This window comes from Isoptericola sp. NPDC056573, from assembly GCF_042793335.1.
Taxonomy (GTDB): domain Bacteria; phylum Actinomycetota; class Actinomycetes; order Actinomycetales; family Cellulomonadaceae; genus Isoptericola.
This window is the reverse complement of the sequence record NZ_JBHTUY010000005.1, coordinates 65,968-79,831: the sequence shown is the minus strand read 5'-3', so window position 1 is coordinate 79,831 and position 13,864 is coordinate 65,968. Positions and strand designations below refer to the sequence as shown.

Sequence of the window (13,864 nt, the reverse complement as noted above, 5' to 3'; positions counted from 1 at the left end):
GGGTCCTCCAGTCGGGTCGGGGTCAGGGGATCGGGTGGTGCAGCGTGACGAGCTTGCGGCCGTCGGGGAAGGTGGCCTCGACCTGCACGTCGACGAGCATCTCGGGCACGCCGTCCATCACCTGCTCGCGGCCCAGCACCTCGCGCCCGTCCTGCATGAGCGTCGGGACGTCGGCGCCGTCGCGGGCCCGCTCGATCACCCAGCACGACAGCAGGGCGACCGTCTCGGGGTGGTTGAGCCGGACGCCGCGGGCGAGGCGGTCGCGCGCGACCATCCCCGCCACGGCGAGCAGCAGCTTCTCGGTGTCGGCGGGGGTCAGGTGCACGGGTCCTCCTCGGCTCGGACGGCGGCTCGCACGGCGGGTCGGCTCACAGCGCCATCGCCTCGCGGGCGCCGGCGAGGGCGTCGACGCCGCCGCCCGCCCCCCGGTGGGTCACGCGCCCGGACGCCAGCACGGCGTACTCGGCCGCGTGCTCGACGGCGTAGCCGAGGTGCTGCTCGACGAGCAGCGCGGACAGCCCGCCCTCCGACGTCAGCGTGGTGATCGCCGCGTAGATCTCGCTCACGACGTTCGGCTGGATGCCCTCGGCGGGCTCGTCGAGCACCAGCAGCCGAGGGCCGGTGACGAGCGCGCGGGCGATGGCGAGCTGCTGGCGCTGGCCGCCGGACAGCAGCCCCGCCTGACGGCCGAGCAGCTCGCGCAGCGCGGGGAACAGGTCGAGCGCGTCGTCGGTGCGGCGACGGCCGGCGGTCCCGTGGGCGTCCGCGACCACCTGCAGGTTCTCCCGGGCGGTGAGCTGGCCGAAGGACTGTTGGCCCTGCGGCACGTACGCGATCCCCGCGCGCACCCGCCGGTGGGTCGGCCACCGCGTGACGTCGTCGCCGGCCAGGCGCACGGTCCCGGCCCGTGCGGGCAGCAGGCCGAGCACGGCCTTGAGGAGCGTGGTCTTGCCCGCTCCGTTGTGGCCGAGGACGGCGGTCAGCGTGCCGTCCGCGACGGCGAGGTCGACGTCGTGCACGACGGCCGTGCGGCCGTACCCCGTGCTCACGCCGCTCAGCTCGAGCATCATGCGCGTCCCTCCGTGGTCGTGGCGTCGGCCGTGCCTCGGTCTCCGGCCGGGGAACCGAGGTACACCTCGACGACGGCCGGGTCCTGCTGCACCTCGGCCACCGTCCCCTCGGCGAGGACGCGGCCCTGGTGCATGACGGTCACGGAGTCGGCGTACGAGCGCAGGAACTCCATGTCGTGCTCCACGACCACCACGACGCGCTGCGAGCCCACCCGGCGCAGCAGCTCGCCGGTCTCCTCGCGCTCCGCCTGGGTCATGCCCGCGACGGGCTCGTCGAGCAGCAGCAGGTGCGCGTCCTGCACCAGCAGCATCCCGATCTCGAGCCACTGCTTCTGGCCGTGCGCGAGGACGCCGGCCGGGACGTCGCGCAGCGCCGCGAGGCCGACCGTCTCCATCGCCTGCTCGACCGCCTCCGGGACGCCCCGGCGACGGCGCAGCATGGTCGTCGGCCGGCGACGGGCGCCCGCGGCGATGTCGAGGTTCTGCAGCACGGTGAGCTGCTCGAACACGCTCGCGGTCTGGAACGTGCGGCCCACGCCCGCGCGGGCGACGCGGTGCGTGGCCCTCCCCAGCAGCTCCGTCCCGCCGAACCGGGCCGATCCGGCGGCGGCCCGCACGAGGCCGGTGACGGCGTCGATGAGCGTCGTCTTGCCCGCGCCGTTGGGCCCGATGAGGAACCGCAGGTCGCCCTGGGTGACGGTGAGGTCGACGTCGCGCACGGCGACGAACCCGCCGAACTCGACCCGCAGGCCGCGCACCTCGAGGTAGTCGTGGCGGAACCGGGCGGTGTCGTCCCCCAGCAGCGCGTCGGCGGCGGCGAGGTCGATCTGCTCGGTCTGCTCGCTCATGCGCGGCTCCCTTCGGGCAGGAGGTCGGAGGCCGGGGCGTCGTCCGGCGCGGCCGGAGCGGCCGGCTCCGCCCCGCGGGCGGCGCGACGCCGGCGGCGCAACATCGGCACGACGGACGCCAGGCCGCCGGGCAGGAACGCGACGACCAGGACGAACAGCGCCCCCTGGAGGTAGATCCAGCCGGAGGGGAACTGCTCGGACAGCGACGTCTGCGCCCAGCTCACGGCGACGGACCCGAGGACCGGGCCGAGCAGGGTCGCCCGGCCGCCGATGGCGACGCCGACGAGGAAGGCGATGGACGGCACGACGCCGACGTCGGCGGGGGAGACGATCCCCACGATCGGCACGAAGAGCGCCCCGCCGACGGCCGCCATCACGGCCGCGACCACGTAGACGACGGTCTTCACGGCGGCCGGGTCGTAGCCGAGGAACCGGACCCGGTCCTCCTGGTCGCGGACGGCGACGAGGACCTCGCCGAACCGCGACACCATGAGCTGGCGGGCGACGACGACCATGACGAGCAGCACCCCGGCGGCGATCAGGTAGAGCATCCGCTGGTTGACCGGGTCGGCGAGGTCGTAGCCGAAGAACGACCGGAACCCGTTCAGGCCGTTGGTGCCGCCCGTCGTCTGCTGCTGGCCGATCAGGAGGATGGCGAACGCGGCGGCGAGGGCCTGCGACAGGATCGCGAAGTACGCGCCCCGCACGCGCCGCGTGAAGACGGCCCAGCCGAGGGCCGCGGCGAGCGCGGCGGGCACGAGCACCACCAGGGCGAGGGCGACGACCGGCGAGCGCAGGGGCTCCCACCAGCCGGGCACCTCGCCGGTGCCGTACAGCAGCATGAAGTCGGGGACGCCGCCGGGGCCGGCGTCGGCCAGCTTGAGGTGCATCGCCATGACGTAGGCGCCCAGGCCGAAGTACACCCCCTGGCCGAGGGTGAGCAGACCGCCGCGGCCCCAGGCGAGGCCGATGCCGACGGCCACCATGGCCAGGCACAGGAACTTGCCGAGCAGGCCGAGCCGGAACGGGCTGAGCAGCACCGGCGCGACGGCGAGGAGCAGGACGGCGGCGAGGCCGAACCCGGCCAGGGCGCGTGCCCGGCCCGGGCGGAGGAGAGCGGACAACCGTGCGGTGCGGGTGCTCGTGCCCGTCATGCGAGGCTCCTCGTCCGGACCGAGACCAGGCCCTGGGGTCGTACCTGCAGGAACGCGACGATGACGACGAACACGAGGACCTTCGCGACGGACGCCGTGGTGGAGTACTCGAAGAACGCCTGCATCAGGCCGAGCGCCGTCGCGGCGATCACCGTGCCCTTGATCTGCCCGATGCCGCCGGCCACGACGACGAGGAACGCGTCGACGATGTAGCCGGTGCCGAGCGTCGGTCCGACCGAGCCGAGCAGGGTCAGCGCGACGCCGGCGATCCCGGCGAGGCCGGAGCCGACGAAGAAGGTGAGCCGGTCGGTGGCCCGCGACGAGATGCCGGAGGCCTCCGCCAGGTCACGGTGCTGCACCACGGCCCGGATCCGGCGCCCGAGCGGCGTGCCCCGCAGCACGAGGGCCAGCACGACGACGCACGTCACCGCCAGCGCGAGGATGAAGAGGCGCGTCTTCGGCAGCGCGAGGCCGCCGACGGTGACCGCACCCGACAGCCAGCCGGGCGCGGCCACGTCCACGTTGGGGGCGCCGAACACGTCCCGCGCCACCTGCTGCAGCAGCAGGGCGACGCCCCAGGTGACGAGCAGCGTGTCGAGCGGCCGCCGGTACATGCGGTGGATGAGCGTGGCCTCGAGCAGCAGCCCGAGCGCCCCGCCGACGAGGAAGCCGAGCGGCAACGACACGAGCAGGCTCGCGCCCGGGTCGCCGAGGAGCCCCTGGATCACGAACGCCGTGTAGGCGCCCGCCATCATGAACTCGCCGTGGGCCATGTTGATCACGCCCATCTGACCGAACGTCAGGGCGAGGCCCAGGGCCGCGAGCAGCAGCACCGAGCCGAGGCTCAGGCCCGCGAAGAGCTGGGAGAGGAGGGTGTCCATGTCGTGTCCGCCGCCCCCGGCTCAGGAGAGCCCGTCGGCCCAGTCGTAGCCCTCGAGGAACGGGTCCGGCTCGATGGGCTCCTCGGAGCTCCACTCGGTGTGGATGAGCCCGTCCGCGCCGATGCGCCCGACGAGCGCCGTCTTGGCGACGTGGTGGTTGTCGCCGTCCACGACGACGGTGCCCTCGGGGGCGTCGAAGGCGACGCCGTCCGCTGCCGCCTGCACGTCCGCGACGTCGAAGGACTCCGCCTTCTCGACCATCGCCTTCCACAGGTACAGCGAGGTGTAGGCCGCCTCCATCGGGTCGGACGTCACGCGGTCGTCGCCGTACTCGGCCTGGAACGCCTCGACGAACGCGTCGTTCTCGGGGCTGTCGACCGTCTGGTAGTAGTTCCAGGCGGTGAGCTGGCCCTCGATGTTGTCCACGCCGATGCCACCCACCTCCTCCTCCGCGATCGAGACGGAGACGACGGGCATGTCCTCGGCGGACAGGCCGGCGTTGTTGTACTCCTTGAAGAACGCGACGTTGGAGTCGCCGTTGAGGGTGTTGAACACCGCGTCGGCCCCGGCGGCCTTCACCTTGTTGACGATGGTGGAGAAGTCCGTGTGGCCCAGCGGCGCGTACTCCTCGCCGACGATCTCGATGCCGTGCGCCTCGGCGTACGCGTTGATGATCTTGTTCGCGGTGCGCGGGAACACGTAGTCGGAGCCCACGAGGAACAGGGACTTCGTGCCCTGTTCGGCGAGGTAGTCCAGGGCCGGCACGATCTGCTGGTTGGTCGTGGCGCCCGTGTAGAAGATGTTCTCGGAGGCCTCGAGGCCCTCGTACTGGACGGGGTAGAACAGCAGCGAGTCGTTCGCCTCGAAGACCGGCAGCATGGCCTTGCGCGACGCCGACGTCCAGCCGCCGAACACGGCCGCGACGCAGTCGCTGGTGATGAGCTTGGTCGCCTTCTCCGCGAAGACCGTGGGCTCCGACTGGCCGTCCTCGGAGACGACCTCGAGCTGCTTGCCGAGCACCCCGCCGTCCGCGTTGATCTCGGCAGCGGCCAGCTGGAGCGCGTCGTGCACGGTCTGCTCGGAGATCGCCATCGTGCCCGACAGCGAGTTGAGGAAGCCGATCTGGGCCGTGTCGCCCGAGGTGTCGACGCAGCCCGCGGCCGCGGAGGCCGAGGCGTCGCCGCTCGCCGCGTCCACCCGTGCCCCGCAGGCCGAGAGGGCCGCGACGGCGACGACGGCGAGCGAGGCGACGACAGGTCGGGTGGTGCCGGTACGCGTGCCGGTACGCGTGGTGCCCGTGCTGCTTCGAGGACGCATGGTGCTCCTTCGTGGCCGTGGCCCGTGGGCCCGATGAGGTGCGGACGAACCCGGTGGGCCAGGCCCGGTTAGGTTCAGATGAACCCAAGTACGCCCACGTGTCCCCGCGGTGAGTTCGGTGTCACCATCGTGTTACGGCTGGTCCGGGCGGTGCCGGAGAGGTGGCCGGAGCGGTCGCCGTGGTGCCGGTGCGATCATGGGGCCATGGCATCCGCGCACGGGGTCGGCGACCCCCTCGTCCTCGGCATCGAGACCTCCTGCGACGAGACGGGCGTCGCGCTCGTCCGCGGCGACGAGCTCCTGGTCGACGCCGTCGCCAGCTCCATGGACGAGCACGCGCGCTACGGCGGGATCATCCCGGAGGTCGCGAGCCGCGCCCACCTGGAGGCGATGGTCCCGACGATCCGGCGTGCGCTCGGCGAGGCCGACGTCGACCTGTCCGAGGTGGACGCGATCGCCGTCACCGCCGGCCCCGGGCTCGTGGGTCCGCTGACGATCGGCGCGTCCGCGGCGAAGGCGCTCGCGATCGGCCTGAACAAGCCGCTGTACGGCGTCAACCACGTCATCGGGCACGCCGCGGTGAACCAGCTCGTCGACGGCCCGTTCGACGGCCGCACGATGGCGCTGGTGGTCTCGGGCGGCCACAGCACGCTGATGCTCGTGGACGACGTCGCGACCGACGTCACCGAGCTCGGATCCACGCTCGACGACGCGGCGGGGGAGGCCTTCGACAAGGTCGGCCGCCTGCTCGGCCTGCCGTACCCCGGCGGCCCGCACGTGGACCGGCTCGCCCGCGAGGGCGACCCGGAGGCCATCCGCTTCCCGCGCGGCCTGACCGCCGCGAAGGACCAGGCCGAGCACGCCTACGACTTCTCCTTCTCCGGCCTCAAGACGGCCGTCGCGCGCTGGATCGAGGCCTGCGTCGACGCCGGGCGCGAGGTGCCCGAGGCCGACGTCGCCGCGTCGTTCGCCGCCGCCGTCGCCGACGTGCTCACGGCCAAGACGATCGCCGCGTGCCGGCGGCACGACGTCGAGACCCTGGTCGTGGGCGGCGGCTTCTCCGCGAACAGCCAGCTGCGCGACATGGCGGCGAAGCGGTGCGCGGAGGCGGGCATCGACCTGCGCATCCCGCCCATCCGCTACTGCACCGACAACGGCGCGATGATCGCCGCGCTGGGCTCCGCCGTCGTGCGTGCCGGGGCGGCACCGTCGAGCTTCGGCTTCCCGGTCGACTCGTCGATGCCGATGACCACGATCACCGTCTGACCCCGCCGCGTCGGGCCTGTCGGAAAAGGCCTCGGCACGCCGCCCGGGCCTCGGTAGCGTCCCGGGCGTGGACACCGACCGCCCCGCCATCTATCAGCACCCGCTCGCGTACCTCGTCGGGCTGGAGGGCGTGGCGCTGATGCGCGCGTTCGCCGGGGAGCACGACCGGGCGTTCGTCGAGGCGCGGCTGGCCGACGTCCGCGCGCTGCTCGACGCGGCCGACAGGTTCGGTGACGGCCGCGACGTCCCGCCGATCACCACCCGCGACGGGTACCGGCACTGGGCGCCCCGCTACGACGGCCCGAACGGGTTCTGGGGCATGGAGGAGCCGCTCGTCCGGCCGCTCATGGAGGGTCTGCCCCGCGGCGTGGCGATCGACGCCGCGTGCGGCACGGGCCGGCACACGGAGTGGCTGGTCGAGCAGGGGCACGACGTGCTCGGCGTCGACTCGTCGCCCGACATGCTCGCGGTCGCCCGCACCAAGGTGCCGGGGGCGCGGTTCGCCGAGGGGGACCTGCACGACCTGCCGGTCCCCGACGCCTCCGCCGACCTGGTCCTGGTCACCCTCGCGCTGTGCCACGTGCGGGACCTGGGTCCCGTGTTCGCCGAGCTGTCGCGCGTGCTGCGGCCGGGCGGGCGCCTCGTCGTCTCCGACACGCGCGGCTACTTCGTCGGCTCCCCCCTCTACCCGCTGGTCGAGGGGGCGGACGGCGAGTTCGGGTACATCCCGAACTGGCAGCACGCCACCAGCGAGTACCTGCAGGCGGCACTGCCCGTGGGCCTGGCGCCGCGGTTCTGCCGCGAGTACGCGGGCGGCGGCGCGGACGAGGACGACGGCGGCCGGGAGTACACCGCGGCCGCGCACGCCGGGAACGGCGCGTTCGACCCCGGCGCGGACCTGGAGCTCGAGGACCCGACCAGGCCGCCCGACATCTGGCAGATGATGCCGTGGGTCGAGGCGGCCGCCCACGCGGCGTACGCCCGGACGCCCACCCTCATCGTGTGGGACTTCGAGAAGGAGTAGTCAGCCCGCCGCGGGCAGCGGTCGCCCGGCGTGCAGCTCGGCGACGAGCGACGCGACCACGGCCTCCAGCGCCGCGGGGCCCCCGCCGTGCGCGCGCGCCACTTCGCGCTGGCGCTGGTACGACGCACCGCGGCGCACGATCTCCCGCACGCCGTCGAGCGCGGCGGCGCAGCCGAGCCGGTCCGCCACGGGCTCGAGGGTCGTGAGCAGGCGGGGGAGGGCGTCGGTGACGAGCTCCTCCTCGCCCGCGTCGTCGAGGATGATGATCGCGTCGGTGCCGTAGCGGGCCGCGCGCCACTTGTTCTCGTGCACGAACCACGGCGGCATCGTGGGCAGCGGGCGTCCCTCGTCGAGCAGGGTCGACAGGTGCTCGACCAGGCAGTGCACGAGGGCGCCGAGGGCGGCGAGCTCGAACGTGTTCGACGTGCCGTCGCAGATCCGCATCTCGACCGTGCCGAAGTGCGGCGCGGGCCGCACGTCCCAGCGCACCTCCGTGAAGTCGTCGATGACGCCGGTGTGCAGCATGTCGGCGGTGTACCGCTCCAGCTCGGACCAGGCCCCGAACTGGTACGGCAGCCCTGCGGTGGGCAGCTGCTGGAAGATCATGGTGCGCATCGAGGCGTAGCCGGTGTCGTCGCCGCCGAAGAACGGCGACGACGCGGACAGCACCTGCAGGTACGGCAGGTACACCAGCAGCGAGTTGACGATGGGCAGCACCTTGGCGCGGTCCTCGATGCCCACGTGCGCGTGCACGCCGTAGACGATCTGCTGGCGCCCCACGACCTGCGCCCGGTCGACGACGGTGGCGTACCGCTTCTTGTCGGTCACCTTCTGCTGCGACCAGTGCGCGAACGGGTGCGTGCCGGCGCCCATGAGGTCGACGCGCATGGGACCGGTGGCGTCGTGGATGGCGGCGATGCCGCGCTCGAGGTCGGCGATCGCCTCGGGGACCGTACGGCGCACGTCGCTGATCACCTCGACCGTGTTCCGCAGGAACTCGGGCTTGACGTAGCGGTGCCGGACGTCGTCGGCCACCGCCTCGATGACGGCCGGCGCCACCTGCCGCAGGTTGCCCGAGTCGGCGTCGACCAGCGCGAGCTCCCACTCGAGCCCGACGCTCGACCGCTCGGAGGCGGCGAATTCCAGCACCATGCGGGCCATGCTTCCACGCGGGGACGCCGGGCCGCGCGTCGGTCCGGCCGCGTCTCGTCGGACGGGCCGCCGCGGGCCCGGCGCGCGTCAGCGCAGCGGCTCGACGACGAGCACGTGCTGCGCGCCGGCGACGCGCGTGAGCACGAGGGTCGCCTCCGCGTCGCCCTTCGGCGAGAGCTGGGCGCGCAGCTGCTCGGGCGTCACGGCGGTGCCGCGCTTCTTGATCGTGAGGCGGCCCACGCCGCGCTCGCGCAGGTAGGCCTTGAGCCGCTTGAGGTTGAACGGCATGACGTCGAGCACGCGGTAGCCGGTGGCCAGCGGCGCCGTGCCGTCCGCGGGCGGCGGGGCGGGCTGGTCGGTCGTGACGTAGGCGATGGTCCGGTCCAGCAGCCGCCCGCCGAGCTCGGCGGCGGCGTGCGCCACGAGCCCGGCGCGGATGACGGCGCCGTCCGGTTCGTACAGGTAGGCGCCGACAGGGCCGACGTCGGGCACGAGCTCGGCGCCGTCGCCGTCCGCGCGCCGGTCGGCGCGCAGGGTGCGCGACGTCGTCGTCCCGCCGGACGTCGCGAGCACGAGCGCGGACCGTCCCGGCCCCGCGGGGGCGAGCGGCCCGAACCAGAGCCCCGCCTCGACGACGTCGCCGTCCACCGAGACCCACTGCGTCTCCGCGTCCTCGGGCAGCCCCTGGTGCGGGATGCCGGGCCCCACCTTGATCCCGAGGGCGGGGACCTGCGCACGCAGGTCCCACACGGCGTCGAGCGGGGGAGCGTAGGCGGCCGGGTCGAACACCCGCCGGCCCCCGCGCGTGCGGCGGGCCGGGTCGGCGTAGACGCCGTCCACGCCCTCGGCGGCGAGGTCGAGCGCGAGGCCGTCGGCGTGCCGTACCTCGGCCTCGGGGAAGTACCGCAGGTTCACGGTGGCGAGCGCGGCGGTGACCTCGTCGACGTCGGTCGCGAGCACGTGCAGGCCGACGCCCGCGAACGCGAGCGCGTCGGCGCCGATCCCGCTGGTGAGGTCCGCGACCTTGGTGACGCCGGCGGCGAGGTAGCGGCGGGCGTGCAGGGCCGCGACCACGAGCCGGGTGGCCTGCTCGACGCCGTCGGGCGTGAAGAGCATCCCGTCCGCGAAGTCGCCGAGCTTGGCGCGGGCCTTGGCCCGCAACCGCGACTGGGTGAGCGCGGCCGCCGCGAGGTCGGGGTCGACGCCGTCGGCCCGCAGCCGGGTGGCCAGGGACATGGCCTGCTTCTCGTCGTAGGGCGGCAGCGAGTTGACCAGCGCCCACCCGTCCGGGCTCAGCAGCTTGCTCACGGAGGAGGGGTCCATCGGGCCATCGTCTCAGGCGCGCGGGTGACGCCCTGGGCGAACGACCCGCCGACCTCTGGCACTCGACTTGTCAGAGTGCTAACGCCTGCCTAGATTTGTCGTCAGCGACCGCAAGGCTGTACCGGCACCCGCGACGACGGCCAGCCCTCGGACGCGACCTGGTCAATCAGCTAGTCCATCCACGCATCGCGAATCAAGGAGGTCCGACGTGTCGGTCCCCATCAAGCCGCTCGAGGACCGGATCGTCGTCAAGGCCATCGAGGCCGAGACCACGACCGCTTCCGGCCTGGTCATCCCGGACACCGCCAAGGAGAAGCCCCAGGAGGGCGAGGTCCTGGCCGTGGGCGAGGGTCGCTTCGACGACAAGGGCAACCGCGTCCCCGTCGACGTCAAGGTCGGTGACAAGGTCATCTACAGCAAGTACGGCGGCACCGAGGTCAAGTACGCCGGGGAGGACTACCTCGTCCTCTCCGCCCGCGACATCCTCGCGGTCGTCGTCGCCTGACGACGCCCAGCACGCAGAAGGCCTCGCACCGTCGTCGGTGCGGGGCCTTCGTGCTGTCAGCCGGTCTTGCGGGCGCTTCCGGCGAGGATCGCGGAGCGCTCGTCCTCGCTGAGGCCGCCCCACACCCCGTAGGGCTCCCGGACCCGGAGCGACTGCTCCCGGCACTGCATCATCACGGGGCACGAGCGGCAGATCGCCTTGGCCGCCTCGGCCCGGCGTCGACGCGTCGAACCGCGCTCACCCTCGGGGTGGAAGAACAACGTGTCGTCCGCGTCGCGGCAGGAGCCCTGGTACTGCCACTCCCACAGCTCCATCACCGGACCGGGAAGCCTCGAGATCTCCGTCATGGCGAACAACCTACAAGTTGTGCAGAAGTTGTTCAAGGTCCGATTTCGTGACCGGATTCGATGATTCAGTGTTCAACTTCACGGCCGTGGCTGAATGGGTTCGCCTGGCATCTGAACGGCTTTGACCTGCGCCGTCGACCATTACGGCGGCGCGCCCGGGGGAGCAGTGGCGACCCTCCGGTCCTCTCGGCAGAATCGACGCCATGACCTCATCCCGACCCGCTCCTCACGGGGGCGGGTCTCGCGCGTCGAGCGCGGGCCTCGCCGTCGCGGCGGTCGCCAGGCGCCTGGGGGTCGCTCCGGCGACCCTGCGCACGTGGGACCGTCGCTACGGGCTCGGCCCGTCCGCCCGCACCGCGGGATCGCACCGCCGCTACACGCCCGAGGACGTGGCGCGCCTGCTCGTCATGCGCCGGCTCACGCTCGAGGGCGTCGCGCCGGTCGACGCCGCGAAGGCCGCCCTCGAGGCGGGCGTCGAGGAGCTCGAGGAGGCGACCGAGGAGGCCGCGAGCGCCGGTGCCGACGCGGACGACGGCGACGACGCGGAGCCCGACCCGGAGCGACCGGCGCACGCCGCCGACGGCGACGCCCCGCGCGGGCGAGGCCACCTCCGCGCCCTGCCCGGGGGCGGCGAAGGAGCCTCCGCGGCTCCCGGTCACGTGCCCGGTGGGAGCGCTTCCGGCCGGGTGTCGGCCGTGGTGGACGCCGCCCTCGCCTACGACCAGGCCGGGTGCGACGACCTGCTCGCCATCCCGGCGCAGGGCGACCCCGCCGCCTGGTGGACCGAGATCGCGGAACCGGCCTGGCAGCGCGTCGCCCAGCGGACGGTGCTCGCCGGCCCGGGCGCGGTGCCCGAGGTGGTGCTCGCCACGGCGGCCCTGCGCGCGCTGCGCGACTTCACCGAGGCGTTCGAGCGCGCCATGGTCGCGGGTGGGGCCCCGCCGGCCAACCACCCGAGCCGGATGCGCAAGATCGTGCTCATCTTCGCCGCCCCCGACGAGGTGGTGCCGCTGTCCGCGCACGCCCTCGCCGCCGCCCTGACGGCGAAGGGGGCGACGGCGCGCATCGTGACCGGCCCCGCGAGCACGCACCGCTCGCTCGAGCTGGTGACGATGGTGCGGCCGGCGGCGCTCGTCCTCGCGACGGCGCAGCGGCGTCCCGACCTGGACCTCATCCACGCGGTGCACGAGGGCTTCGCCGAGCTCCCGGTCATCGTGAGCCTGCGGCGGGACGACGCCGCGAGCGAGCTGCCGCTGGCAGCCACCGTGCAGCGGGTGCGGTCGTTCACCGCGATGCTGCACGAGGCGCTCGCCGTCGTGACGTGATCCGTGAGGCGAGCCGTGACGTGAGGTCCGCCACGGCAGGGCCCCGAAGGCCGGACGGGCCGGAATAACGGGGCCGCCCAGAACGTAGACTCCTGTCATGACGGACTCGACCTCGCCCGCGCACGACCCGTTCGGATTCCTCGGCCTCACCTACGACGACGTCCTGCTGCTGCCGGGGTACTCCGACCTCGCCCCGTCGGACATCGACACCACGTCGCGCCTCACGCGCGAGATCTCGCTGCGGGTCCCGCTGGTCTCCGCGGCGATGGACACCGTCACCGAGTCGCGGATGGCGATCGCGATGGCCCGTCAGGGCGGCATCGGCGTGCTGCACCGCAACCTGTCGATCGAGGACCAGGCGTACCAGGTGGACCTGGTCAAGCGGACGCAGACCGGCATCATCTCCAACCCGGTGACGATCGGGCCGGACGCGACCCTCGAGGAGCTCGACAAGCGGGCGGGGGAGTACCGCATCTCCGGCTTCCCCGTGGTCGACGCGGGCGGCCACCTCACCGGCATCGTCACCAACCGCGACCTGCGCTTCACCCCGGTCGCCGAGTGGGCCACGACCAAGGTCTCCGAGGTCATGACGCCCGCTCCGCTCATCACCGGGCAGGCCGGCATCTCGCGCGAGGACGCCACGCTGCTGCTGCGCAAGCACAAGCTGGAGCGGCTGCCGCTGGTCGACGCGGAGGGCCGTCTCGCCGGCCTCATCACCGTCAAGGACTTCGTGAAGTCCGAGCAGTTCCCGAACGCGTCGAAGGACGGCCAGGGCCGCCTGCTCGTCGGCGCGGCGATCGGCTACTTCGGCGACGCGTGGGAGCGCGCGACGACGCTGGTCGACGCCGGCGTCGACGTGCTCGTCGCGGACACCGCGCACGGCAACGTGCGGATGCTCGTCGACATGGTCCGCAAGCTCAAGACCGACCCCGCCACCCGCCACGTGCAGGTGATCGGCGGCAACGTCGGGACGAAGGAGGGCGCGCAGACCTTCGTGGACGCGGGCGCGGACGCGATCAAGGTGGGTGTCGGCCCGGGCTCCATCTGCACCACGCGCATCGTGACCGGCGTCGGCGTCCCGCAGATCACCGCCGTGTACGAGGCGTCCCTGGCCGCGCGCGCCGCCGGTGTCCCGGTCATCGCCGACGGCGGCATGCGGCACTCGGGCGAGATCGGCAAGGCGCTCGTCGCGGGCGCGGAGACCGTGATGCTCGGCTCGATGCTGGCCGGCACCGAGGAGGCGCCGGGCGAGACGATCCTCGTCAACGGCAAGCAGTACAAGGCGTACCGCGGCATGGGCTCGATGGGCGCGATGTCGTCGCGCGGCAAGAAGTCCTACTCGAAGGACCGCTACTTCCAGGCCGAGGTCACCAGCGACGACATGATCGTGCCGGAGGGCATCGAGGGGCAGGTGCCGTACAAGGGCACGCTGAACACCGTCGCGCACCAGCTCGTCGGCGGGCTGCACCAGTCGATGTTCTACGTCGGCGCCAGCACCATCCCCGAGCTCCAGGCCAAGGGCCGGTTCGTGCGCATCACCTCCGCGTCGCTCAAGGAGAGCCACCCCCACGACGTGCAGATGACGGTCGAGGCGCCGAACTACGCCGGGTTCTGAGCCGACCCGCACGACGGTCACGACGGAGGCCCGGCAC

The 13,864-nt window shown here is 73.2% G+C and carries 14 protein-coding genes; 5 read left to right on the top strand and 9 right to left on the bottom strand.

The annotated features are described in order from the left end of the window. Nucleotides 1-22: 22 nt before the first annotated feature. The 6 genes from ACFQ8E_RS10195 to urtA are packed head-to-tail and all read right to left on the bottom strand — an operon-like array spanning nucleotide 23 to nucleotide 5,270. Nucleotides 23-325 carry an urease subunit gamma gene (locus ACFQ8E_RS10195; RefSeq protein ID WP_430550457.1) on the bottom strand — a complete coding sequence of 101 codons (303 nt, stop codon included), beginning with the start codon at nucleotides 323-325 and terminating at the stop codon, nucleotides 23-25. Nucleotides 326-368: 43 nt separating this feature from the next. Further along, nucleotides 369-1,070, bottom strand: a complete 702-nt coding sequence (locus ACFQ8E_RS10190) for an ATP-binding cassette domain-containing protein (RefSeq protein WP_430550456.1) — start codon at nucleotides 1,068-1,070, stop codon at nucleotides 369-371. Continuing rightward, complete coding sequence (gene urtD / locus ACFQ8E_RS10185; RefSeq protein WP_430550455.1) at nucleotides 1,067-1,918, bottom strand: urea ABC transporter ATP-binding protein UrtD; 852 nt, start codon at nucleotides 1,916-1,918, stop codon at nucleotides 1,067-1,069. Before urtD ends, ACFQ8E_RS10190 begins: the two co-directional genes overlap by 4 nt. Further along, a complete protein-coding gene (urtC, locus tag ACFQ8E_RS10180; RefSeq protein WP_430550454.1) occupies nucleotides 1,915-3,072 on the bottom strand; it encodes an urea ABC transporter permease subunit UrtC in 1,158 nt (385 codons plus the stop codon). The genes urtD and urtC overlap by 4 nt, the downstream gene beginning before the upstream one ends. Then, nucleotides 3,069-3,953, bottom strand: coding sequence for an urea ABC transporter permease subunit UrtB (urtB, locus tag ACFQ8E_RS10175; protein ID WP_430550453.1), 885 nt, complete (start codon nucleotides 3,951-3,953; stop codon nucleotides 3,069-3,071). Before urtB ends, urtC begins: the two co-directional genes overlap by 4 nt. 21 nt (nucleotides 3,954-3,974) lie before the next feature. Next, nucleotides 3,975-5,270 carry an urea ABC transporter substrate-binding protein gene (gene urtA, locus ACFQ8E_RS10170; RefSeq protein ID WP_430550452.1) on the bottom strand — a complete coding sequence of 432 codons (1,296 nt, stop codon included), beginning with the start codon at nucleotides 5,268-5,270 and terminating at the stop codon, nucleotides 3,975-3,977. 204 nt (nucleotides 5,271-5,474) lie between these two features. Here urtA and tsaD point away from each other — a divergent pair, with 204 nt between their 5' ends. Both tsaD and ACFQ8E_RS10160 read left to right on the top strand, forming a co-directional pair. Continuing rightward, nucleotides 5,475-6,536: a tRNA (adenosine(37)-N6)-threonylcarbamoyltransferase complex transferase subunit TsaD gene (gene tsaD, locus ACFQ8E_RS10165; protein WP_430550451.1), complete on the top strand. Its 1,062-nt coding sequence runs from the start codon at nucleotides 5,475-5,477 to the stop codon at nucleotides 6,534-6,536. A 67-nt stretch (nucleotides 6,537-6,603) separates the two neighbouring features. Further along, a complete protein-coding gene (locus ACFQ8E_RS10160; protein ID WP_430550450.1) occupies nucleotides 6,604-7,560 on the top strand; it encodes a class I SAM-dependent methyltransferase in 957 nt (318 codons plus the stop codon). On the opposite strand, the gene ACFQ8E_RS10155 is transcribed toward ACFQ8E_RS10160, so the two are convergent. Both ACFQ8E_RS10155 and ACFQ8E_RS10150 read right to left on the bottom strand, forming a co-directional pair. Beyond that, nucleotides 7,561-8,712 (bottom strand): glutamate--cysteine ligase, encoded by a 1,152-nt coding sequence (locus tag ACFQ8E_RS10155; protein WP_430550449.1) that lies wholly within the window; start codon nucleotides 8,710-8,712, stop codon nucleotides 7,561-7,563. An 87-nt stretch (nucleotides 8,713-8,799) separates the two neighbouring features. Further along, nucleotides 8,800-10,035: an SAM-dependent methyltransferase gene (locus ACFQ8E_RS10150; RefSeq protein WP_430550448.1), complete on the bottom strand. Its 1,236-nt coding sequence runs from the start codon at nucleotides 10,033-10,035 to the stop codon at nucleotides 8,800-8,802. Between the two features lie 208 nt (nucleotides 10,036-10,243). Between ACFQ8E_RS10150 and groES the strand changes: the two genes are divergently transcribed. Further along, a complete protein-coding gene (gene groES, locus ACFQ8E_RS10145) occupies nucleotides 10,244-10,540 on the top strand; it encodes a co-chaperone GroES (protein WP_079572552.1) in 297 nt (98 codons plus the stop codon). Nucleotides 10,541-10,596: 56 nt separating this feature from the next. On the opposite strand, the gene ACFQ8E_RS10140 is transcribed toward groES, so the two are convergent. Next, nucleotides 10,597-10,887, bottom strand: a complete 291-nt coding sequence (locus ACFQ8E_RS10140) for a WhiB family transcriptional regulator (protein WP_166845770.1) — start codon at nucleotides 10,885-10,887, stop codon at nucleotides 10,597-10,599. A 203-nt stretch (nucleotides 10,888-11,090) separates the two neighbouring features. Here ACFQ8E_RS10140 and ACFQ8E_RS10135 point away from each other — a divergent pair, with 203 nt between their 5' ends. Next, nucleotides 11,091-12,212 carry a MerR family transcriptional regulator gene (locus tag ACFQ8E_RS10135; RefSeq protein WP_430550447.1) on the top strand — a complete coding sequence of 374 codons (1,122 nt, stop codon included), beginning with the start codon at nucleotides 11,091-11,093 and terminating at the stop codon, nucleotides 12,210-12,212. A gap of 97 nt (nucleotides 12,213-12,309) precedes the next feature. Further along, complete coding sequence (gene guaB, locus ACFQ8E_RS10130; RefSeq protein ID WP_430550446.1) at nucleotides 12,310-13,827, top strand: IMP dehydrogenase; 1,518 nt, start codon at nucleotides 12,310-12,312, stop codon at nucleotides 13,825-13,827. Nucleotides 13,828-13,864 lie beyond the last annotated feature (37 nt).

Excerpts from the sequence above, each read along its gene's own strand:
- ACFQ8E_RS10190 (WP_430550456.1), bottom strand. The coding sequence starts at position 1,070 with ATGATGCTCGAGCTGAGCGGCGTGAGCACGGGGTACGGCCGCACGGCC.
- urtD (WP_430550455.1), bottom strand. The coding sequence starts at position 1,918 with ATGAGCGAGCAGACCGAGCAGATCGACCTCGCCGCCGCCGACGCGCTG.
- urtC (WP_430550454.1), bottom strand. The coding sequence starts at position 3,072 with ATGACGGGCACGAGCACCCGCACCGCACGGTTGTCCGCTCTCCTCCGC.
- urtB (WP_430550453.1), bottom strand. The coding sequence starts at position 3,953 with ATGGACACCCTCCTCTCCCAGCTCTTCGCGGGCCTGAGCCTCGGCTCG.
- urtA (WP_430550452.1), bottom strand. The coding sequence starts at position 5,270 with ATGCGTCCTCGAAGCAGCACGGGCACCACGCGTACCGGCACGCGTACC.
- tsaD (WP_430550451.1), top strand. The coding sequence starts at position 5,475 with ATGGCATCCGCGCACGGGGTCGGCGACCCCCTCGTCCTCGGCATCGAG.
- ACFQ8E_RS10155 (WP_430550449.1), bottom strand. The coding sequence starts at position 8,712 with ATGGTGCTGGAATTCGCCGCCTCCGAGCGGTCGAGCGTCGGGCTCGAG.
- ACFQ8E_RS10150 (WP_430550448.1), bottom strand. The coding sequence starts at position 10,035 with ATGGACCCCTCCTCCGTGAGCAAGCTGCTGAGCCCGGACGGGTGGGCG.
- ACFQ8E_RS10140 (WP_166845770.1), bottom strand. The coding sequence starts at position 10,887 with ATGACGGAGATCTCGAGGCTTCCCGGTCCGGTGATGGAGCTGTGGGAG.
- ACFQ8E_RS10135 (WP_430550447.1), top strand. The coding sequence starts at position 11,091 with ATGACCTCATCCCGACCCGCTCCTCACGGGGGCGGGTCTCGCGCGTCG.
- guaB (WP_430550446.1), top strand. The coding sequence starts at position 12,310 with ATGACGGACTCGACCTCGCCCGCGCACGACCCGTTCGGATTCCTCGGC.